This is a genomic window from Pseudomonas luteola NBRC 103146, from assembly GCF_002091675.1.
Lineage (GTDB): Bacteria > Pseudomonadota > Gammaproteobacteria > Pseudomonadales > Pseudomonadaceae > Chryseomonas > Chryseomonas luteola.
In genome coordinates this window covers 29,507-49,175 of the sequence record NZ_BDAE01000014.1, presented here as the reverse complement: position 1 = coordinate 49,175, position 19,669 = coordinate 29,507, and the positions used below count along the sequence as shown (strand labels likewise).

The window sequence follows — 19,669 nt, the reverse complement described above, 5'->3', positions numbered from 1 at the left end:
AAGTGAGACTTATGTCCAAAGATATTTGTAGACCCGCCTCCAATTCGAAGGTAGAGGCGGTCAGCTCCTGTTTTACTGACGCCCCTTACCCCAAACACTCAAATTTCCCAGACAATATTCATCGATACATTTCGGCCAGGCTGACTCAGGCGGTCGATATTGGCTGGCGCCAGCATTCCGCCCTCTCCGGTTGTGTCATAACCTCGTAGGTCATCCCACAGCCAGTATTTCCTGTCGGTGAGGTTGTAGAGTCCAGCGTTGACCGTGAGATCGCGGGTGAGCTTGTAGTAAGCCGTAAGATCCAGTACGCCAAACCCCGGCGTGCGAAACTGCGTACTACCGTCGGCAGCGTGATAGCGCGCGTCATCGACACGCTTCTTGCGTTGTACCAGTGTCCAGTCGAGACGACCGCCATATTGACCTGCACGATCGTCGTATCCGAGGCTGAAGACCCCTGTCAGCGGACTCACGCTATTGAGCGGCTGACCAGTATCATCGTTGCGGCCCCAGGCGTAGGCGATGGTGCCTTCGCTGTAGGCGCCCTCAGGCAGGCCAACGGTGTCCAGTTCCAGATGCCCTTTGGCTTCGGCGCCTTTGATCGTGGCATGACTGATATTGCTGGACTGGAAAACAGCATAACTGCCCCCTCCGCCCAGGGCATCCTCTTCAATAAAATCGCGATATTTGTTATAGAACACCGCGACACTGAAATTGCCCTGATCGAAGTGTCCTCTAAACCCCAACTCAACGCCACGGCTGGTTTCCGGATCAAGGTCGGTATTGCCCACCACTTGGTAACCTGCGCTTTCATTGGTGAAGTTGCCATATAACGCTTTGGGTGTTGGTGTGCGGAAGCCCTCGGCGTACTGGCCGAAGGCACTGTAATGATCATTGAAGCGATAGGTCACGCCTAGTTTTGGTGAAACGTGGTGCCAGCTCTTTTCGCTATCATCGAAAGCCGTACCGCTGGCCAACCCGGCGAGATAGGCTGTATTGGCATCCGGCTTCAGCGTCGTATGGTCATAGCGTAACGCTGGCAGAAAGGTCCAGGCCCCTATATCGATCTGGTCCTGAACAAACGTTCCCCAGGTGTCCACCGCAGGCGATGGAAAATCGCTGGCATAAAGATTAGCCACACCACGGTTGGATGTCCCTGTCCGCAAGCCGTTGACCTCCTGGTGCTCATAACGCAGTCCATAAGTTACCAGATGCTCGCTCTCGCCCATGGCGAAATGCTTGTCGAGTTTGTTATCGAATGCCCAAGTATGCTCTTCATACGTGGTCTTACGGTAATAGCTGGCGCTGCTATTGGGCTGGTAAGTGCGCTGATCCGTCCCACCGTTTTGGTAGCTGAGCAACGTGGTCCAACGATCAGCGAAGCCGGTAGTCAGGCTCAGTGCGTTTTCTAGACTGAAGCGCTCTCGTTCCTCTACATCAACGACATTACGTCCCAGATAACTGCGCGTCTGTACGCCGAAAATACGGGTCGGTGCACTTTTGATATCACCGTCCAAACGTGAGCGATAATGCTCATAGGCCAATTGCAAACGGCTGTCGTCACCGTAGTGATAGCCTAGTTTCGCCAGCACGTTGTAGCTGTCGTGATCCTCCGGGTTGGCTGCGGTACGGCTGCTACCGAGTCCATGATGGCCCCCATACGACTCCGTTTCGTGCCCACTGCGCTTGCCATAATGCACCAGCGCATCGAAATCGCCGGTCCGGCCTGCCACTGTACCGGAGGTCAACCAACTACGATCAGCGGAGCTGTATCCTGTCTTGAACCGGGCACCATAGTTCCTACCCTCTCTGAGCAGATCTTCTGGATCAAGCGTGAAGTAGCTGACAGCACCACCGATGGCATCACTTCCATACAGAGCAGAAGCCGGGCCACGCAGAATCTCTACCCGCTTGACAAGGTCGGGATCGACATAATTTCGCCGGGTATTGGCATAAGGACCAAACGCATACGCGTCCGGTACCGTCACGCCATCAATCTGGGTCAAGACTCGGTTGCCGTCGATCCCCCGGATATTGAAACCGTTAATGCCAGCTGCGTGCCCTGTACCTCCTACACTGACACCCGGCTCATGCCGCACCAGATCCCTGATGGTATTGATATTTTCCCGGTCTATATCCGTCTGTTCCTTGACCGTGACGGTAGTGGGAACGGCGGTGATCGGCTGTTCGGTAAAGGTTGCAGTAATTGTAGTGACTGGAAGAGCGCTGGCGCTTTCGGCGGCGGCTGTAAAGCCAGGTGTCAGGCACAACAGGACAATCCACGGGCGAAGCGGAAACGGCGGAGACATATTCATAGAGGGCTCGGTGTTTTTAATGCATTTGATAATCATTACTATTCGAGCGATATCTGTAAAGCCAAAGATGAGAATTAATATCATCTTTATTGTAAATGATTATCGTTTTAATATACTCGCACTGGTTCGCTAGACGGATGTCTAGCCATGCCGCTCTACCCTAACCTTCAAGGAAATCCCCTATGAGCCTGTCTACGTTAGGGCCTGCCGTTGCGTGCGATCTCTTCAAGGAGTGGCAACGTCTGCGCCTGGAAAAACCCTCTATACGTGCACGTGATGCCGCCCAACAGCTGAAGGTCAGCGAGGCGGAGCTTGTAGCCAGTCGGATTGGGAACGATGTGATCCGCCTGCGTCCTGAATGGAAAGCGCTACTGGGAGAGCTTACCAACTTGGGACCTGTCATGGCGCTTACGCGCAATGAATACTGCGTCCATGAGCGCCAGGGGCCGTACCGCGAACTGGCCATATCAGGAAATGGTCGTATGGGGCTGGTCGTCTCGCCCGACATCGATTTACGGCTGTTTCTCTCAGGCTGGACATTTGCGTTTGCGGTAGACGAAGTGACTTCGCGCGGCCTGTTACATAGCCTTCAGGTCTTTGATGCACAAGGGATGGCGATTCATAAAGTCTATCTGACTGAGAACAGTCATAAGGATGCCTGGGAAGCGCTGAAGACACGCTTTAAGGAAACTGAGCAAAGCTGCGAACTGACACGGGTACCGTTGAAAGCGCGCGTACCGCCCTGTTCCGATCAGAAGGTTGATATCGAGGCCCTGCGCTCAGGGTGGGCGGAGCTAAAGGATACCCACCACTTCCATGCGCTCCTGCAGCGACTGGGCATCGCCAGAACCCAGGCCTTACGACTGGCGGGCAAGGAGTGGGCTGAATCATTGAGTGTGGACGTGCTGCCCCAGGTCATGAACACTGCCGCGGCACAGCAATTACCCATCATGATATTTGTGGGCAACCAGCACTGTATTCAGATCCATACCGGAACCCTCACAACACTCAAGTGGGTAGACACCTGGTTCAATGTATTGGACAGTGCCTTCAATCTGCACCTGCAAACGTCGGGTATCCATACACTCTGGCGCGTGCGTAAACCGAGTGTGGACGGCATCATTACCAGCCTTGAGGCGTATGACCACAACGGAGAACTGATCATGCAGATGTTTGGCGCACGTAAACCTGGCCAACCCGAACGTGCACAATGGACAGCCCTGGCGGAGTCTGCTCAGTGAAAAAGATTCGTCTTGCCATCGGACTTCTGCTCTGGGCTACCGCCGTGGTCGTTTTATCTGCCGAGCAGCCCCAACGCTGGGTCAGTGCAGGCGGCTCGCTGACTGAATGGATCGCCGTACTGGGCGGTCAATCCCGACTGGTTGGCGTAGACACTACAAGCCAGCACCCCGAGTCGCTTCAAACGCTGCCCAGGATAGGTTATCAACGCCAGCTCAGCGCTGAAGGCATTCTTACTTTGCGGCCAGACATACTGGTAGGCAGCGAAGAGATGGGGCCGCCTCCCGTACTTGATCAACTGCGCAGAACAGGAGTGCGAGTAGAGACCTTGTCGGCCGAAGCCAGTCTGGACACCCTGCACCGTACCCTGGAAGCACTGGGTACCTGGCTGGGGAGACCGGAAGAGGCCCAAAGGCAATTTGCCCGCTACAGTGATGCGTTGCACAGCCTGGAATCCCGCATTCATGCAGCTCAGGCGCATCACACCAGCCCTGGCGTGCTACTACTGATTGGAGGCACGGGAGATCGGCCGTTGATCGCAGGGCCCGGTACACTCGGCGATTGGCTGATCAAGCAGGCAGGAGGTATCAACCTGGCGACGCAGCCAGGATACAAGGCGCTCTCCAGCGAAGTGCTGGCTGGGCTTGACCCGGCGTATATCATTATTGCCGACCGCCGCCTTGAGGCCGCTGCTGCTGCGCAGGCGCTGTTAAAGCAGAATCCTGCCCTAGAGCAAAGTCAGGCCGTGCGTGAAGGACACCTACTGCCTATTGATGCCACCGTACTGGTAGGCGGACTGGGACCTCGTCTGCCGGAAGTAGCGGAGCACCTAGCCGGACAGTTTTACCTGCAAGATCTTCCAGAGCCGGCAGCCGGACAACCATGAGCCTGCGCGCGTCGCCTCGGTTATTGCTTATAGGGCTGATCGGCTTGACCCTGCTCAGCCTGTGGCTGTCACTGGCGCTGGGGCCGCTTCGCCTCCCCCTGGGCGAAACGTTGCGCGCGCTGGCTCATCTTTCCGGTCTACCTGTTACCGCCAGTGACCAGGCTCTACTGGTAGTTGGACAGATTCGTTTGCCTCGCACCCTAATGGGCCTGATGGTTGGTGCGGTGCTGGCATTGACGGGCGTTGCCATGCAGGGGCTTTTCCGCAATCCCCTTGCAGACCCTGGCCTGATTGGAGTGTCCAGTGGAGCGGCGTTGGGCGCAGCCCTGGCAATTGTCGGTGGCGAGTACCTCTTCATCCTGCCGATTGGGCTCCAGCCTTATCTGCTGTCATTGTTTGCCTTCATGGGCGGCCTGGTAATCACTGCCATCGTTTACCGGCTGGGTTGCCGGCACGGTCAGGCACACGTCGCCACCATGCTCCTGGCAGGTATTGCGTTAACGGCCATGGCAGGCGCTGCCATAGGTCTGCTCACCTATCTAGCTGATGACACCACGCTGCGCCTGTTGACCTCCTGGAACCTGGGGAGCCTGAACGGTGCCAGCTATGCCCGGCTATGGCCGCTGGTGGGGATTGGCCTGGCCGTAGCGCTATGGTTGCCCCGGCGTGCCGACGCCCTGAATGCGTTGCTTCTTGGAGAGTCCGAGGCACGACACTTGGGTATCGATGTAGAGCGACTCAAGGGCGAGCTGATCCTGTGTACTGCCTTGGGTGTAGGTGCCGCAGTCGCAGCAGCAGGCCTGATCGGCTTCGTAGGACTGGTCGTGCCACACCTGCTCCGCCTGATTGCAGGGCCCGACCATCGGGTACTCTTACCCAGCGCACTGTTTGGCGGCGCCAGCCTGTTGCTTCTGGCCGATATCATTGCACGCCTGTTGCTGGCGCCCGCCGAATTGCCAATAGGGATCGTGACTGCTTTTATCGGGGCGCCCTTCTTTTTGTTCCTGCTGTTGCGACGGGCCATGTAATGCTCAAGGCAACAGAATTAAGCGTTCAGCATGCCAACGGGTGGCGTATTCGTGACATTGATCTGGAACTGCGCAGCGGCGAAATCCTGGGAGTTATCGGTCCCAACGGCGCGGGGAAAAGCACACTCTTTGGCGCGTTATGTGGAGACATACGACCGACCTCAGGCGATATCATGCTTGGAGCAACGCCCCTGGCAGCATGGTCGCCCGAGGCGAGGGCTCTTAATCTGGCTGTACTGCCTCAAACCTCGACGTTAAGTTTTGCGTTTACGGTAAGACAAGTTGCAGGTTTCGGCAGACTACCCCATGCAACAGGCCTCCATACCGATACCCGAATCGTCGATACGGTACTTGATCTTTGCGACCTGACCGAGCTTGCGCAACGCCACTATACGACCCTGTCCGGCGGGGAGCGCCAGCGAACCCATTTGGCCCGTATACTCGCGCAGCTATGGCCTGCCACCTCTGACAAGGTGCTCTTACTGGATGAGCCGACGTCAGCCCTCGACCCCCATCATCAGCACAGCATTCTGAAGGTGATCAGGCAGATGGCCAATCAAGGGTTAGCCGTAGCCGTCGTGCTGCACGACATGAACCTGGCGGCCCGCTACTGCGACAGGCTGCTTCTGCTCAAGCATGGTCAAATGGAGGGCTTGGGCAGCCCTGAAGAAGTCTTATGCCCCGATCGCCTCAAGGCAGTGTTTGATCTGGACGTCCTGATTCAAGAGCACCCAGTGCATGGCCATCCGCTGGTGATCTACCTGTAGCCTTGAGCGGAGCCGGCGAAAGGAGTGCCGGCTCGCTATTCGCAGCGTTAGATACCGTCTTTGGCCAGGTCCATGGCGAAATAGGTAAAGATCAGGTCGGCACCGGCACGCTTGATCGAGCCCAGGCTTTCCCGTACCACGCGGTGTTCGTCAATGGCCCCGGCGGCGGCCGCAAACTTGATCATGGCGTATTCACCGCTGACCTGATAGGCGCCCAGCGGTAGCCTCGAGGCCTCACGAATGTCTCGAATGATATCCAGGTAGGCGCCAGCAGGCTTCACCATCAGCGCATCCGCGCCTTCCTGCTCATCCATCAAAGATTCACGGATCGCTTCACGGCGGTTCATGGGATTCATCTGGTAGGCATTGCGATTGCCCTTGAGCGCGCTACCACCGGCCTCGCGGAACGGGCCATACATTGCCGACGCAAATTTGGTGGAGTAGGACATGATCGAGGTATTGATAAAGCCTGCCTCATCCAAAGCGCTGCGAATCGCATGCACCTGTCCATCCATGGCTGCCGACGGCGCAATGAAGTCTGCACCGGCCTGAGCCGCAGCAACGGCTTGCTTGCCCAGATTGATCAGCGTGGCATCGTTATCTATGTGGTCATCATGAACGATGCCACAATGACCATAGGTGGTGTACTCGCAGAAACAGGTATCGGACATGACGATCATTTCCGGTACCGCGTCTTTGCAGATACGCGCCATACGTGAAACCAGGCCGTCCTCATGCCATGTATCGCTTCCGTCATGGGACAGGTGATGAGACACGCCAAAGGTCATGACCGACTTGATACCGGCGCGAGCATAACGCTCGATTTCGCTAGCCAGCCTGGATTCGGGGATACGCATGACACCCGGCATGGCTTTGATCGGGACGAAATCATCGATTTCTTCCTCGACAAAGATCGGCAGTACCAGATCATTGAGGCTCAGCTCTGTTTCCTGAAACATCGAGCGAAGCTGATCGGAACGACGAAGACGGCGTGGGCGAGAAAGAGGGAAAGAACTGGGCACTTGAAACCTCGCAATAAACAAAATCTGTAGCAGATTTGACGTCTGACGAGCGGAGGGATGGCCATGGCAATAGGAAGGATTCTGAAAGTCGAGCCGAAAGACTCAGCGGATCGTCATTTCATTAGCATACTACTGAACAGACGTTTTATGTCGCCCCTTCAGCGCGTCACGTTGCCGCGCATCGTTTTCATCGTAGCAAGGTAGATGATGGGCACCACAAGGCCGTGCAGATATCACAAGACGGACGTTCCTCTATTGAACTCGCCCACCCACCACGTTTCAAAGAACGATAGCGAAACGCTTATTTGAACAACAACCCCAGCACTGGAGAACCTTCATGAAAGTGGCAGAATTGACCAAGCATGTGAAGGACGGAGATGTTAAGGAAATCCATTTCGTTTCCATGGAGGGCGGCTCTTTCGTCATACATGCGTTAATGAATAATGAATCCCATCCCGTTGTGAACGATCACGGTGAAACGCTGCATATCGCCTCGGTCGAAGAAGGCCGAAAAACACTGGTTAATCTGAAGGGAGACGTTCAGCTGTTCCTGGTTCAGCCTGCAGTCTACGAAGAGATGGTCGGGCAAGACAGCACGCCCCAGGCTTCCAAGGAGCCCATTCCCCTGCATGGCAACTCAATGGGCCAAAGAAACAACTAGGACTGCTGAGCCTGATGTATTCAGGCTCTGTCGTTCCATCCTAGCAACGGACACCAACTGCCAAATAGCTTTCCACGACCTCAACATAGCTCTCATCAAGGTACGCGCATAAGGCTGGATGCCTCTCTGGTTGCACTGCAGCCGGCTTATACCTCGTATAGTAGATTCATACAGTCTCAGAGGTACTGCTTGCGAAAGCGCTCATACTACTCATGCAGCTCTCGTGTACAGGCGTCTGCATCATCGAGTTGATATAGCTGCGTTTTAGCAGCGTCTACGGCAGCATCATGGAGCTTTCGTGCAAAGGCCAAATAGTCCGCACGCTCCATATCAACCGTCTTTTCCAACACATCACCAACCGCTCCGCTGGCGTTGTCCGTAGGCATCTGCGCTCCTTAATTTCACTACTTCATTGAATTAAGACACGCTGATTCTAACCATAGCACTTTGCTATTAAGCAACGTTTACGTGACCTTTACGAACGGATACATTGACGTGAGGCAAAGGATGCTGTGCTTAAACCATAGAGAAGCCTTTGAGTAGGATTACACGTCACGTCACGGCATGGCATGCTCAACATGCCGTTAAGCATGAGCTGCGTAGTGCTTCACGCATAATTGTCAGGAAACAGCCCCCGTTCCACTAGCTCAATCAAGATATGAACAACTTTGATGTGCAGCTCTTGAACACGGTCAGCATACCTCCCCCCAGGCGCACAGATTTCTATATCGGCTAGCGCTCCTAGTAGTGAGCCTTGCCGCCCCGTCAGAGCCACCAACAATATGCCGTTTGCTTTGGCATATTCCGCCGCAGCTACCACGTTGGCACTTGTTCCGCTCGTACTAAAAGCCAGCAGGCAGTCTCCGGCTCGTCCATGCGCCTCTAGATAGCGCGAAAAGACCTGGCTGTAGCCCATATCATTCGCAACGCAGCTCAGGTGGCTAGGATCACTGATTGAAACTGCCGGCAGACCTCTTCTATCTTCACGATAGCGGCCTGACAATTCTTCGGCAAAATGCATGGCATCACACATAGAACCACCATTGCCACAACTAAAGACGCGACCGCCCTTAGTAAACGTATCAACCAAGAGCTGCCCGGCCTGGGCAATGGCCGAAACCGCAAGCTCATCCCGCATGAACGCGTCTAATGCCGAGCGGGACTCGGTCAGGCTTGCGACAACGTGCTTCTCCATTGTTACCTCTCTTGTCTATCTAAATTGTGTAGTAGTGGCTTCTATAGGAGCACAAGAGATCTATCTTGACGGCGCTCCTTTAAAGAGAACTCAAGTAGTAAACCTACCCACATGGGCCATGCATTAAACCGGGGCGTTTAACTTTTTGATCAAGGATGGCATTTCGCTCATATCGCAAAAGACAGCGGAAGCGCCCGCGTCCAGCAACCGCTGTCGATGCCCTGCGTCACAATGAGCGCCGCCTGCAAAACCGAGCACATGCATTCCAGCACGTACTCCAGCGGTTACACCCGCTACGCTATCTTCCAGAACCAGACACTTCTTCGGGCTGGTCTTCATCCACCCGGCGGCAAACAGAAAAACATCCGGCTCCGGCTTTCCGCGTGCAACTAAGGTTGCACTGACTACATTGGGCATGAACCGCTCATACAGCCCAACCGTCTCCAACCCTAAACGGAGCTTTTCAGGAAAACTGCTCGAAGCGACACAGACTGGCAGATCGATCTGATCCAGGGCCTCCATAAGCCGCGGCATGATCTTGAGCTCTGTTGCATACGACTCAACCGTCCGCGCATTGACACTTTCGCGGTAGCCCTCTGGAATAGGCCTGCCCCACTCGTGCTCGATCTCAGCTCGCATTTCGTGGTCAGGCCGACCCGCGAAGCGTTGAATGACTTGCTCCGTTGTAATGGAATAGCCAAGTTTGGTCAGCTCCTCCGCCGCAATGCGGCACACCAATATTTCGCTATCGATCAGCACTCCATCACAATCAAAAATCAACGCCTCAAATTTCATTCCGCTAAGTCTCCTCTTCATGTTTGGTTCGAGGCTTCAAAGCGCCCCAGGTAAAAGGTTGGACTTCGACTAGCTGGCTTTGTCCTGCTCGACAGGGTGGGAATCGATATAAGTACCCGAGGCTTGCAGACGAAACAGGTTGAACAGCCCTTGTGATGCACTTTTAGCAGGTAGCCCCTTTTGCTCCTGATACGCCTGTAACGGCTCTTCGATACGATGCAGAAAACGATCGATGAACTTCTGTACCGTTGTTACCTCATCAGGGCACGGGGCGCGAAAGCGGGCCAGAATCCGATTGATCGTGTCAGAGTTTGCCTCGAAACGGCTCAGGATGGATTTGGCGGCCCCATCCAGATATGCCGTCACGTCAACATCCCGGACAAAGTCGGCATACTTGGGTTTGGAGCGCAGCAACGCTTCAACCCCATCGCGCATCTCATTGATGACCTCCGAGGCGTAAAGCCGATGGTTATCGGTCTCTTGAATGAACTCGTTGAGCTTGATTTCCGGCCTGCCACCTGTTTCCTGAAAGGCTGTTAGTGCGATAAGCCAATGGGAGCCATTGAGCAGTGAATTTTTGATTTCCTTTTCGATATCCAGATAACGACTGAACTGTATCCGGCTACCCTTGAGAATCTGGGGCAACTGCTCGGTACGGGGACATAGTTCAACTTTTAATGCGCCGTACTCTTCCGCTCGTACCACCAGCGTAGGTTCATTATCGAGTACGGCCTCCTCCAGCTCGACACACACGCGATCCACTAAAGCGGGTACACAGCGAACACACTGGCGAATATCGTCGGAAATCATCCCCTGTAGACTTTCATGATCTAGCACTTCGCAAGCACTTACGGTGTTTTCACAGGCAATAAGATAAATATTGCCTATCGAGCCCTCTTCATCAGTTTTTGCCTTGCAGATCAGATTGAGTGCTTCGATAACCGGGCTATAGTTTTCTGCTGCCAATACGGACGCTGTGACAATGACGCCCTTGGACTTTCCCTCGGAACGATCGAGAATATCCCGAATCGGCCTCTCAATACTCTTATCTTCATAAGTGAAGAAATCGTTGTAGGTTACTCGCTCTCTTGGCTTCATCTCGCCTTCTGGTGTCGCGATGACATATTCTTTTCGAGAGTGGTTGAGAAGGAGCTCATTACGGCGCTCGGGACTAACGGCCGTAGAGCCTGTTGCGCTACCCCCAGAAACGGCACGGTTGAAGAGATAGAGTTCTGAGCCTGGAGCCTGAAAAAAAGGAGCGACCAGACCCAGCCCGAGCCGGCCCGTACCAAAATGAATATGCAGCATGATTATTCTGTACTCCGCTTATACATGAAGATCGTGTTTCAACCCTCCATGGCTACTAGCAGGAATCCACAGATAAATAATTGGTGAGACGCGAACCTACTTAAATAGCCACATAATGATGCAGCCATTCTTAAATACTGATAATCCTCACAACATATAATTCAATGACCTTCACACTTTAATATAGTAACGTAACATTATTAAATCTCGTCTCTTCTTTCTCAGGCAAAGCCATTCCTCTGCTATGGTTTTTACCATGCACTTAAATCATGATCTGCGCAAATAAAGCAGTACCTGAGAAAAGATATAAAGCTACAGCAGAAAAACCAAAAACTTGTATAGACTCACCTAAAGCGTAACCGTAACGGAACAACCTCTATTATTATCTCTTTTTCGAAAGGCATTATAAGAACATCCCTTACACTATTCTGATATTAAGGAGTTATAATAGTTTCACAGTGCAGACGAACGGACAGCAACAAAAACAATATACAGGTCTAACTTATAGGGCCGCCGGCTCGTTTGTATAATTTATTCGCAGCCAAGCTAACCGTTGCTAAAGGGCCGAGCACTTTGCTTTTGTACAACATACCAATACCTGTACAGTTTATATGTAGGTTTATCAAAAACCTACAGCTCGTCTATATTCAGGTCTCCGCCGCTATGGACCTAGTGCCTAGGCAGCCAATGAATGCAAAAGCAACGGCCCTTCTAGGGGTCAGTCTCGATAAAAACAAATCGACTTGAATAAAGTGTGCTCCTCTGTAGCTGTACCTGCCGAATGGTCATCGTGACAAGAAACCTCTTTACCAGAATACAATCCATACTTATGCAAGAGGTGCATTCCAAACACTCGACACTGCCAATCTAGCTTTTCATGATAACTCCTATGACTGCATCTTTTACTCCGACATTATTCGTAGTTCCTATATTGCCACAGGTTTTGAACTGTTGAGCGCACAAACCTAAGGCAATGCATTCACTTTTAAGAGGATTCAGACATGACTGTAAGCGAACTTATAAAAGAACTTGAAAAACTGAATCCTGATCTTTTTATCGTAGCAACCTGTGAAGACCGTGAGATCTTGGAGCCTGAGCAGACTATACGTATCCTAGGGCCTATTTCCGTATCCAGCGAGTTTGTTGAGATTTACAGAGATGCCAAAGGGAAAACCCGCATAACACATCAAACCATCGGCGAGGCGCAAGAAGTAGCATTTATTAAATTGACGACAACTCTTTAATAAGTAGTTGTATTAATTAATAACCTTATTAACGGGTAAGCCTGTAGTGCAAGGCTTACGCTTAATCTCGGATAATGGTTTACCTGGACGGCTGGATAAACGTTAAGTAGGTGCCTGAGGTTACCAGCATTTACTAGTAACCTCTTTGGGTCTCCTCTGTCACGACTTCATGAAGAGCTATTGCACCTACCATAGCGCTTATTTGGGATAACCTGCCCGTTTCATCTCGCGGGTCGCAACCTGTTGGGCTGCCTGCAAGGCCTGTTGAACTGGCATATGGCCGGTCAGCGCTCCCGAGAAGACAGTACCCACCTGGGTACCAAGCGATTGAAATTCCGGAATCAGGACATACTGTACACCGCGGTATGGCACTGTCTTCAACGTTGGGTGGGCCGGATCGGCTTGCTCCATCATCTCCAGTGTGACACTTGCAAAAGGCGCGGCTTTCAAATAGGCCTCGCTGTACGTTGATTTACGCGTCCCCGGCGGTACATTGGCCACGCCATCTTTTTCGGCTACCAATTGTATGTACTGCTTTGAGGTAGCCCAGGTTATAAAGCTCAATGCGCTCTGTTTGTGCTGTGAGCTGGTCGGGATCGCAAGAGACCACGCCCATAGCCATGAAGAGCCTTTGGTTGTGACTTGCTTTGGCGAAGCTGCAAAGCCCACGCTGTCTACAACAGTACTTTGGGTACGGTCCGTTACGGTGGAGCCCGCCACACTGGCATCCACCCATATTGCACATTTCCCCGTGCTAAACAGTGCGAGATTCTCATTGAAGCCGTTACTGGACACCCCTGGTGGACCGTATTTCTTCATCGTGTCCACATAGAAAGTGATGGCCTTGGTCCACTCTGGACCTGTAAATTCAGGCTGCCATTGCTCGTTGAACCAGCGCGCACCGAATGAGTTGGCCATGGTTGTGATAATTCCCATGTTTTCTCCCCATCCTGCCTTACCGCGTAAACAGAGGCCGTAATGGTCCTTATCGGGTTGATGCAGTTTGGAAGCCAGCTCCCCAAGCTGCTCCCAGGTAGGCTGTTCCGGCATCTGAAGACCCGCCTGTTTGAATAGGTCAGACCGGTAATAGGTAATGGAACTCTCTGCATAAAAGGGCAGCGCGTATAGGGTATTGTCGACGGACAATCCTTCACGCACCGAGGGGAAAAGATCTTCCACATCGTAATCCGTCGGTAGGTCTTTGATGGGGGTCAACCAGCCCCTTGCTCCCCACAGCGATGCCTCGTACGCACCAATGCTGACAACATCAAACTGGGCACCCTGCGTAGCGATATCGGCAGTCAGTCGCTGTCGAAGTGTATTCTCTTCCAGCAAAACCCAATCCAGCGTGATGTCAGGATGCCGCTCTTCGAAAACCTTCGACAGTTGCTGCATACGCACCAAATCATGGTTGTTGACGGCTGCAATCGTCAGGGTTTCGGCATGAGCTGTGATAGTCACACAGAGGCAGGCCGTAACCATCAGCACCTTGGGATATCTATTCATTGAAATGCCCTGCTCCCATGCCTTTTGCAGCACAGGTTTATTATTGTTGCCTAAAGGAATGAGAACGTGCCGGATCGATTGTTTCCAGCAACCAAGGTGTACGCCTTAACCGCCAGGAAACAGTAATGACTGGAGTCGTTTCAAGTAATTAGACCGACTATCAAAGAGAAGTTACGGCTTAGAGCAGTGCCGGCTGTCAGACCCAGCCAGTTTCAAAGCTCCTTCTGCGGGCACTGTGTAAGCAGCTCCCGCAGTGGGTAGACCATAACCGGATCGATTGCTCAACCGAGCATGAGTGGCATGGAAGGCCTTGCTAACGCTGGCAATCCAGATGTCTCTATCACTGCTTACTGCTAATACGTAGTAGAGGTTGCCGTTGTTACCTGAGAGGGCTATACGCCAGGCTGGCCTAGTGTCGCAATCTCGACCGGCACGCCGCTCAAGGTTTTTACAGCCTCATCGATTCTGGTCCAGTCCACTTGGGCGTTCAGCCCCAGATCCGTCCGCTGAATGAGCGCATTGACCAAGGCAGTTTTCTGATCGATCACCGCTGGCTGCCCTGTTTTTGTCGATAACGGCTGGTGGGCCTGGATATAGAGCTTTCCGCCGCTGACACCAAACTCATAGGGCTCATTGATGAAGCGCACTGGGGTTCCTACAGGAACCATGCCTACCAGTTCCGTTACGTCCTTGTTGAGCAAGTGAATGCACCCATGGCTGACCTGCATGCCAGTCCCGAATTTCTGATTGGAACCATGGATGAGATAGCCCGGCAGGCCCAGGGTCAGCTTGTAGGACCCCAGCGGGTTGTCCGGCCCGGGCGGTACAACCGTAGGCAGGATGTCGCCCTCCGCTGCATGTTCCGCGCGGATGGACGCGGGCGGATACCAGCTAGGGTCCTTGATCTTGCCGGTGATCTTCGTTGTGGTTACGGGCGATCCCCATCCCTCGCGGCCGATACCGATAGGATAAGTAAAGACCGTATGACCATCTTTGGGGAAATAGTAAAGACGATACTCCGCCAGGTTTATTACGATGCCTTCACGAGGCCCCGGCGGCAGAATGAAACGGGTAGGCAGTACAATCTTGGTACCTGCCCCTGGCAGCCAGGCATCGACGCCCGGGTTGGCAGCAACCATTGCGTTGTAGCCCAGATCATAGGTGTCATCCAGGTCAGCGAACGTGTCTTCGTACTTGGCCTCGATCACCTGAACCTGCCCGATGATGTCCTCACCCGGCGGAGGCAGAGGAAACTCAAGCGCCATAAGCGGGCTGGAAAACAGGCTGACCGCCCATGTCATCCCGACCACAGACAAGGCACGTGTCCACATAGGAAGATCCTTCGATAGTACTTGATCAATGAGATGACTATTAGATTGAGCCGGCACGACTTAAGACACACTTGGTAAACAAACATTACTTGACGCTCTTCTACTAAGCCCATCCAGGTGCATCATTTGCACCCCTATCATTTCATTAATCGGCTCGCGAAGCCGTTTCGCCGGTACACTAGGGCAGTTATTACGCCAGTACGCCTTCATCTTCTCACTCTGTGGCTGGCCGGTCTTAATTCTTTAGCTCAGCGTTTATTCATGTTCTCAAAAATTCCGCTTCAGGATCACGAGCGCAACGCCAAGATGGCAAACCGCCGCGTCTTCGTTTTTTCGGTAATCACGTTCTTTCTGTTTCTCGTCCTGATGGGCCGAATGTATTACCTGCAGGTCATCACCTATGGTTACAACACGACCCTATCGGAAAATAACCGTGTTCATGTTCTTCCTATCCCACCGGCTCGGGGTTTGATCTATGATCGCAACGGTGTCGTGATCGCGGACAACAAGCCAAGCTTTGACCTCACCCTGACCAAAGAGCGTGCCGGAAAGTTGGATGAGGTCCTGCATAATGTCATCAAGACGCTGGATCTTTCTGAGGAAGACCTGGAGGATTTCGAGCACGTTGTGCATCAGGTTCATCGTCCCTACCAGCCCATCACGCTGATTTCCGATCTGTCGGAGGAGCAGATTGCCAAGCTGGCCGTCAATCAGTTCATGCTGCCCGGTACGGATGTCGAAGCGCACTTCATTCGCCATTACCCCTACGGTGATGACTTTGCTCATGTAGTTGGTTATGTCGGGCGCATCAATGATGCAGAGCAGAAGAAACTCGACGAGACCAATTACAGCGGCACCGATATCATCGGCAAGACAGGTGTAGAACACTTCTATGAAGACGAACTGCACGGGCAGGTTGGCTACGAAGAGGTCGAAACCAATGCCCGTGGTCGCATCCTGCGTACCTTGAGCCGCACCAATCCGATACCGGGCAAAGACATCACGCTGAGTCTGGATATCAACCTGCAAAAGGCCGCTGAACACGCCCTGGGTGATCGCCGAGGCGCCATCGTGGCCCTCGACCCGAACACAGGCGAGGTTCTTGCCATGGTGAGCAAGCCCAGCTTCGACCCCAACCTGTTCGTCAAAGGCATCAGCTTCAAGGATTATGCCCAACTGCGGGATTCCATCGACCGTCCTCTCTACAACCGGGTGCTGCGCGGACTCTATGCTCCCGGCTCGACCATCAAGCCGGAAGTCGCCATCGCAGGGCTGGATACCGGCGTGATCACACCGGCCACGCGCATCTTCGATCCCGGTTATTACGAGCTGCCCAATTACGATCACAAATATCGAAACTGGAACCGTAATGGCGATGGCTGGGTGGATCTGGATGCCGCCATCATGCGCTCCAACGACACCTACTTTTATGAGGTGGCCCATCGTCTGGGTATCGATAACCTGCACGACTATCTGTCGCACTTTGGATTAGGACAGCGTGTGTCCATCGACATGGATAGCGAGGCGACCGGCCTGATGCCGTCGCGGGAATGGAAGCGCGCCACACGTCGCCAGATGTGGTATCCCGGTGAGACGCTTATCCTGGGAATTGGCCAGGGCTATATGCAGGTCACACCGCTTCAGCTCGCCCAGGCTACATCGCTAATTGCCAGCAAAGGCGTATGGCATCGCCCCCACCTGGCCAAGCTCATAGGTGACTCGCCGATACAGGACCCAAACCCGATGCCCAACATCAAGCTGCATGACCCGCGCGAGTGGGATGCCGTGAACGAAGGCATGCAGATGGTGATGCATGCCCCACGAGGCATCGCACGACAGGCAGCTCAGGGGGCGCAGTACCGTATCGCCGGCAAGAGTGGTACGGCGCAGGTGGTCGCCATACGGCAGGGTGAACGGTACGACCGCACTAAGGTCAAGGAACGTAACCGTGACAATGCGCTGTTTGTAGGGTTTGCCCCGGCAGAAGATCCGAAGATCGTGGTGGCGGTCATGATCGAGAACGGTGAGGCGGGAGGCCGTGTAGCAGGCCCTGTGGTGCGGGAGGTCATGGACGCCTGGCTTCTCAATGCAGACGGTCATCTGAAGGAGCAGTACGCGCACAGCCCCAAAAACTCCTCGGATGTACACGGCTAAATCTGGAGTGACCGGGCCGGTTTACGGCCCGGTTTTCTTATTTAGCGTGAAAAACCGGCAGAACGTACTCTGCAATCTCCTCCATCGTCTGGGCTACAGGCCGCTGATTACGCCGGAAATGCAGGCCGATATGCTGCACACCGGCTGCCTTCATGGCCTCAAGCTCTTTGATCAGCTCCCGACGCCCTGCCGCAATACCAAAGCGATGTCGCACCAGGGAGGCGTTCGGGTCCGCCAGCAGGTCCAGATGGATAAAGCTTATGTATGGCTTGTCACCGGCAACACTGCGCCAGAGTGCGCTGCGCTGTACATGCTCAACAGGTGTTCCAGGATAAGCCAGCAAGCCATCCATCTGCTCACCGATCCAGTCTGGCCGCTGCTGGGCCATACCGGCGACTAACAGCGGTAACGGCTCTACCGGACGGGGCAGCAACCGTATACCCGCAGGCAGTTTGGTCGCGCCCCAATCGCGGAACATGCCGATCTGGGTTCGAAACGCATGGCTGCGGCTGTCATAGCTTTTGCCAAACACCGGATACTCCACTGGCCTGTCGCCGCTGGCGACACCTAATAGCAGCCGTCCCTTGCTCAGTTGGTGAATGGTTGCGGCGGACTTCATGGTCAGCATCGGCTCACGCAGCGGCAACACAATGGCGGCCGTACCAAGCAGAATGCGCTCCGTAATACCGGCCAGATAACCCAGATAACTAAACGCCTCGAATACTTGGGCGGCATCGCCAAACTCCGGATCGTATAGCGGCACATCGCGTATCCACAGGGCCCGGTATCCTAACCGATCCGCCAGCCTTGCCAGTTCAGCATGCGCCTCAAGGTCAGGCTCGCCGGGTAGGCGGCCGGCATGCTGCCGTGCCAGCCCACCCGCTGCCGTCCAGTCATTATCCAGAGGAAGCTCGATCCCAATGCTGAAGCCTTCGGCAGTCAATGCTCTCAATGCAGACGACATACAAGACTCCTATCAGTGACTTGGCGTGAGTGTAGTGCGGGATGGCATCGCTGCACTCGGGTTACGCTGATCCAATCGGCCACTGAGTAGGGTCAGCCCCAATGCAACCAAGACCACCAGCCCGCCGATCCAGGCCGTATGAATAAGCCCGACCTGCGCAACAATATGCCCACCCAACCAAGCGCCCCCGGCAATGCCTAGGTTGAACGCGGCAATGTTAAGACCGGAGGCCACATCCACCGCCTGCGGCGTATGCTGCTCCGCCTGCTGGACAACATATACCTGCAGACCCGGCACGTTGCCAAACGCCACCGCTCCCCAGACCAGTACGGTTGCCAATGCCAGCCAGATATGGCTTGCGGTAAAGGTCAATACGAACAACACCGCAGCCAACAGTGCAAAGATAATCATCAGTGCACGGATAGGACCTCGTTTATCGGCCAGCTTACCGCCCCAGATATTACCAATAGCCACCGAGATACCGTATATCAGCAATACCAGGCTGACCGCATTCGCACCAAGCCCGGTGATGTCTTGCAGTATCGGCGCCAGGAACGTAAAGGCAATGAAGGAGCCACCGTAACCTACTGCAGTCATGGCATATACCAGTAGTAGCCGAGGGGCTTTCAGTACTTGCAGCTGTTGTAGCAAAGACGCAGGCTTGCTGTGCTTGATGTCTGAAGGAACAAACATCAGGCTCCCAATAAAAGCCATTATTCCCAATGCCGAAACAGCCAGAAATGTTTCTCGCCAGCCCACATGCTGCCCAATGAATGTGCCCAGCGGGACACCTGTCACCAGCGCAACCGTAAGGCCGGTAAACATGATGGCAATGGCACTTGCCGCTTTCTCTTTCGGCACCAGACTAGTCGCGATGGTCGAGCCGATGGAGAAGAACACACCGTGGGCCAGGCCCGTCACGATACGAGCCAGAATCAGCGACTCATATCCAGGTGCCCGCCACGCCAGAAGGTTACCTAGCGTGAATAACACCATCAGCGCCAGCAGGAGAAACTTACGTGGAACCCGGCCGGTCAGGGCGGTCAATACAGGCGCCCCTACCGCAACACCCAAAGCATACAGGCTGACCAGCAGACCCGCTGATGGCAACGTAACCTGCAAATCAGCCGCAATGGTAGGAATAAGACCGACAATGACAAATTCAGTGGTCCCAATGGCAAAGGCGCTAAGCGTTAGCGCCAACAAGGCAATAGGCATGAAAAAGACTCCGTTGAAGTAGATGAAGCCAGTCTGCGC

General features: G+C 53.9%; 17 protein-coding genes. 7 read left to right on the top strand and 10 right to left on the bottom strand.

The window, feature by feature from the left end; all coding sequences use genetic code 11:
* Positions 1–98 precede the first annotated feature (98 nt).
* Positions 99–2,312 (bottom strand): TonB-dependent hemoglobin/transferrin/lactoferrin family receptor, encoded by a 2,214-nt coding sequence (locus PLU01S_RS15480; protein ID WP_074828426.1) that lies wholly within the window; start codon positions 2,310–2,312, stop codon positions 99–101.
* Positions 2,313–2,494: 182 nt separating this feature from the next.
* On the opposite strand from PLU01S_RS15480, the gene PLU01S_RS15475 reads away from it, so the two are divergent.
* From PLU01S_RS15475 to PLU01S_RS15460, 4 genes are read left to right on the top strand one after another with little or no spacing between them, the layout of a single operon-like run.
* Positions 2,495–3,553, top strand: coding sequence for a hemin-degrading factor (locus PLU01S_RS15475; RefSeq protein ID WP_074828429.1), 1,059 nt, complete (start codon positions 2,495–2,497; stop codon positions 3,551–3,553).
* On the top strand, positions 3,523–4,437 hold the full coding sequence (locus tag PLU01S_RS15470) for a heme/hemin ABC transporter substrate-binding protein (RefSeq protein ID WP_074828432.1): 915 nt from the start codon (positions 3,523–3,525) through the stop codon (positions 4,435–4,437). The genes PLU01S_RS15475 and PLU01S_RS15470 overlap by 31 nt, the downstream gene beginning before the upstream one ends.
* A 50-nt stretch (positions 4,438–4,487) precedes the next feature.
* Entirely contained in the window at positions 4,488–5,465 is a 978-nt protein-coding gene (locus PLU01S_RS15465) for a FecCD family ABC transporter permease (RefSeq protein ID WP_162493727.1), read from the top strand.
* Positions 5,465–6,232 (top strand): heme ABC transporter ATP-binding protein, encoded by a 768-nt coding sequence (locus PLU01S_RS15460; protein ID WP_074828437.1) that lies wholly within the window; start codon positions 5,465–5,467, stop codon positions 6,230–6,232. The genes PLU01S_RS15465 and PLU01S_RS15460 overlap by 1 nt, the downstream gene beginning before the upstream one ends.
* Positions 6,233–6,279: 47 nt before the next feature.
* On the opposite strand, the gene hemB is transcribed toward PLU01S_RS15460, so the two are convergent.
* Complete coding sequence (gene hemB / locus PLU01S_RS15455; protein WP_074828440.1) at positions 6,280–7,254, bottom strand: porphobilinogen synthase; 975 nt, start codon at positions 7,252–7,254, stop codon at positions 6,280–6,282.
* A 337-nt stretch (positions 7,255–7,591) separates the two neighbouring features.
* Here hemB and PLU01S_RS15450 point away from each other — a divergent pair, with 337 nt between their 5' ends.
* Positions 7,592–7,915, top strand: coding sequence for a DUF6482 family protein (locus tag PLU01S_RS15450; RefSeq protein ID WP_019364224.1), 324 nt, complete (start codon positions 7,592–7,594; stop codon positions 7,913–7,915).
* A gap of 206 nt (positions 7,916–8,121) precedes the next feature.
* Here the strand turns inward: PLU01S_RS15450 and PLU01S_RS15445 are convergent, their stop codons facing one another.
* The 4 genes from PLU01S_RS15445 to PLU01S_RS15430 form a co-directional block, all read right to left on the bottom strand.
* On the bottom strand, positions 8,122–8,301 hold the full coding sequence (locus PLU01S_RS15445; RefSeq protein ID WP_074828446.1) for a hypothetical protein: 180 nt from the start codon (positions 8,299–8,301) through the stop codon (positions 8,122–8,124).
* A gap of 221 nt (positions 8,302–8,522) precedes the next feature.
* Entirely contained in the window at positions 8,523–9,110 is a 588-nt protein-coding gene (locus PLU01S_RS15440) for an SIS domain-containing protein (RefSeq protein ID WP_074828449.1), read from the bottom strand.
* A gap of 123 nt (positions 9,111–9,233) precedes the next feature.
* Positions 9,234–9,905, bottom strand: coding sequence for an HAD family hydrolase (locus PLU01S_RS15435; RefSeq protein ID WP_074828452.1), 672 nt, complete (start codon positions 9,903–9,905; stop codon positions 9,234–9,236).
* Positions 9,906–9,974: 69 nt separating this feature from the next.
* Entirely contained in the window at positions 9,975–11,213 is a 1,239-nt protein-coding gene (locus PLU01S_RS15430; RefSeq protein ID WP_074828455.1) for a hypothetical protein, read from the bottom strand.
* Between the two features lie 1,001 nt (positions 11,214–12,214).
* Here PLU01S_RS15430 and PLU01S_RS15425 point away from each other — a divergent pair.
* On the top strand, positions 12,215–12,457 hold the full coding sequence (locus PLU01S_RS15425; RefSeq protein WP_074828458.1) for a hypothetical protein: 243 nt from the start codon (positions 12,215–12,217) through the stop codon (positions 12,455–12,457).
* Between the two features lie 198 nt (positions 12,458–12,655).
* Here PLU01S_RS15425 and PLU01S_RS15420 read toward each other — a convergent pair whose 3' ends face one another.
* Positions 12,656–13,963, bottom strand: a complete 1,308-nt coding sequence (locus PLU01S_RS15420) for an ABC transporter substrate-binding protein (RefSeq protein WP_074828460.1) — start codon at positions 13,961–13,963, stop codon at positions 12,656–12,658.
* A 392-nt stretch (positions 13,964–14,355) separates the two neighbouring features.
* Positions 14,356–15,294, bottom strand: a complete 939-nt coding sequence (locus PLU01S_RS15415) for a L,D-transpeptidase family protein (protein ID WP_074828462.1) — start codon at positions 15,292–15,294, stop codon at positions 14,356–14,358.
* Positions 15,295–15,600: 306 nt separating this feature from the next.
* Here PLU01S_RS15415 and mrdA point away from each other — a divergent pair, with 306 nt between their 5' ends.
* Positions 15,601–17,448: a penicillin-binding protein 2 gene (gene mrdA / locus PLU01S_RS15410; RefSeq protein WP_376748348.1), complete on the top strand. Its 1,848-nt coding sequence runs from the start codon at positions 15,601–15,603 to the stop codon at positions 17,446–17,448.
* A 37-nt stretch (positions 17,449–17,485) separates the two neighbouring features.
* Here the strand turns inward: mrdA and PLU01S_RS15405 are convergent, their stop codons facing one another.
* Both PLU01S_RS15405 and PLU01S_RS15400 read right to left on the bottom strand, forming a co-directional pair.
* A complete protein-coding gene (locus tag PLU01S_RS15405; RefSeq protein ID WP_074828466.1) occupies positions 17,486–18,412 on the bottom strand; it encodes a TIGR03571 family LLM class oxidoreductase in 927 nt (308 codons plus the stop codon).
* Positions 18,413–18,424: 12 nt separating this feature from the next.
* Positions 18,425–19,630, bottom strand: a complete 1,206-nt coding sequence (locus tag PLU01S_RS15400) for an MFS transporter (RefSeq protein WP_010798884.1) — start codon at positions 19,628–19,630, stop codon at positions 18,425–18,427.
* Positions 19,631–19,669: the final 39 nt, after the last annotated feature.

What these genes read in the sequence shown, in the direction of transcription:
- PLU01S_RS15400 (WP_010798884.1), bottom strand. Translation starts at nt 19,630, where the DNA reads ATGCCTATTGCCTTGTTGGCGCTAACGCTTAGCGCCTTTGCCATTGGG.
- PLU01S_RS15445 (WP_074828446.1), bottom strand. Translation starts at nt 8,301, where the DNA reads ATGCCTACGGACAACGCCAGCGGAGCGGTTGGTGATGTGTTGGAAAAG.
- PLU01S_RS15460 (WP_074828437.1), top strand. Translation starts at nt 5,465, where the DNA reads ATGCTCAAGGCAACAGAATTAAGCGTTCAGCATGCCAACGGGTGGCGT.
- PLU01S_RS15470 (WP_074828432.1), top strand. Translation starts at nt 3,523, where the DNA reads ATGGACAGCCCTGGCGGAGTCTGCTCAGTGAAAAAGATTCGTCTTGCC.
- PLU01S_RS15450 (WP_019364224.1), top strand. Translation starts at nt 7,592, where the DNA reads ATGAAAGTGGCAGAATTGACCAAGCATGTGAAGGACGGAGATGTTAAG.
- PLU01S_RS15425 (WP_074828458.1), top strand. Translation starts at nt 12,215, where the DNA reads ATGACTGTAAGCGAACTTATAAAAGAACTTGAAAAACTGAATCCTGAT.
- PLU01S_RS15420 (WP_074828460.1), bottom strand. Translation starts at nt 13,963, where the DNA reads ATGAATAGATATCCCAAGGTGCTGATGGTTACGGCCTGCCTCTGTGTG.
- PLU01S_RS15440 (WP_074828449.1), bottom strand. Translation starts at nt 9,110, where the DNA reads ATGGAGAAGCACGTTGTCGCAAGCCTGACCGAGTCCCGCTCGGCATTA.
- PLU01S_RS15475 (WP_074828429.1), top strand. Translation starts at nt 2,495, where the DNA reads ATGAGCCTGTCTACGTTAGGGCCTGCCGTTGCGTGCGATCTCTTCAAG.
- PLU01S_RS15405 (WP_074828466.1), bottom strand. Translation starts at nt 18,412, where the DNA reads ATGTCGTCTGCATTGAGAGCATTGACTGCCGAAGGCTTCAGCATTGGG.
- PLU01S_RS15415 (WP_074828462.1), bottom strand. Translation starts at nt 15,294, where the DNA reads ATGTGGACACGTGCCTTGTCTGTGGTCGGGATGACATGGGCGGTCAGC.
- PLU01S_RS15430 (WP_074828455.1), bottom strand. Translation starts at nt 11,213, where the DNA reads ATGCTGCATATTCATTTTGGTACGGGCCGGCTCGGGCTGGGTCTGGTC.
- mrdA (WP_376748348.1), top strand. Translation starts at nt 15,601, where the DNA reads ATGGCAAACCGCCGCGTCTTCGTTTTTTCGGTAATCACGTTCTTTCTG.
- PLU01S_RS15435 (WP_074828452.1), bottom strand. Translation starts at nt 9,905, where the DNA reads ATGAAATTTGAGGCGTTGATTTTTGATTGTGATGGAGTGCTGATCGAT.
- PLU01S_RS15480 (WP_074828426.1), bottom strand. Translation starts at nt 2,312, where the DNA reads ATGAATATGTCTCCGCCGTTTCCGCTTCGCCCGTGGATTGTCCTGTTG.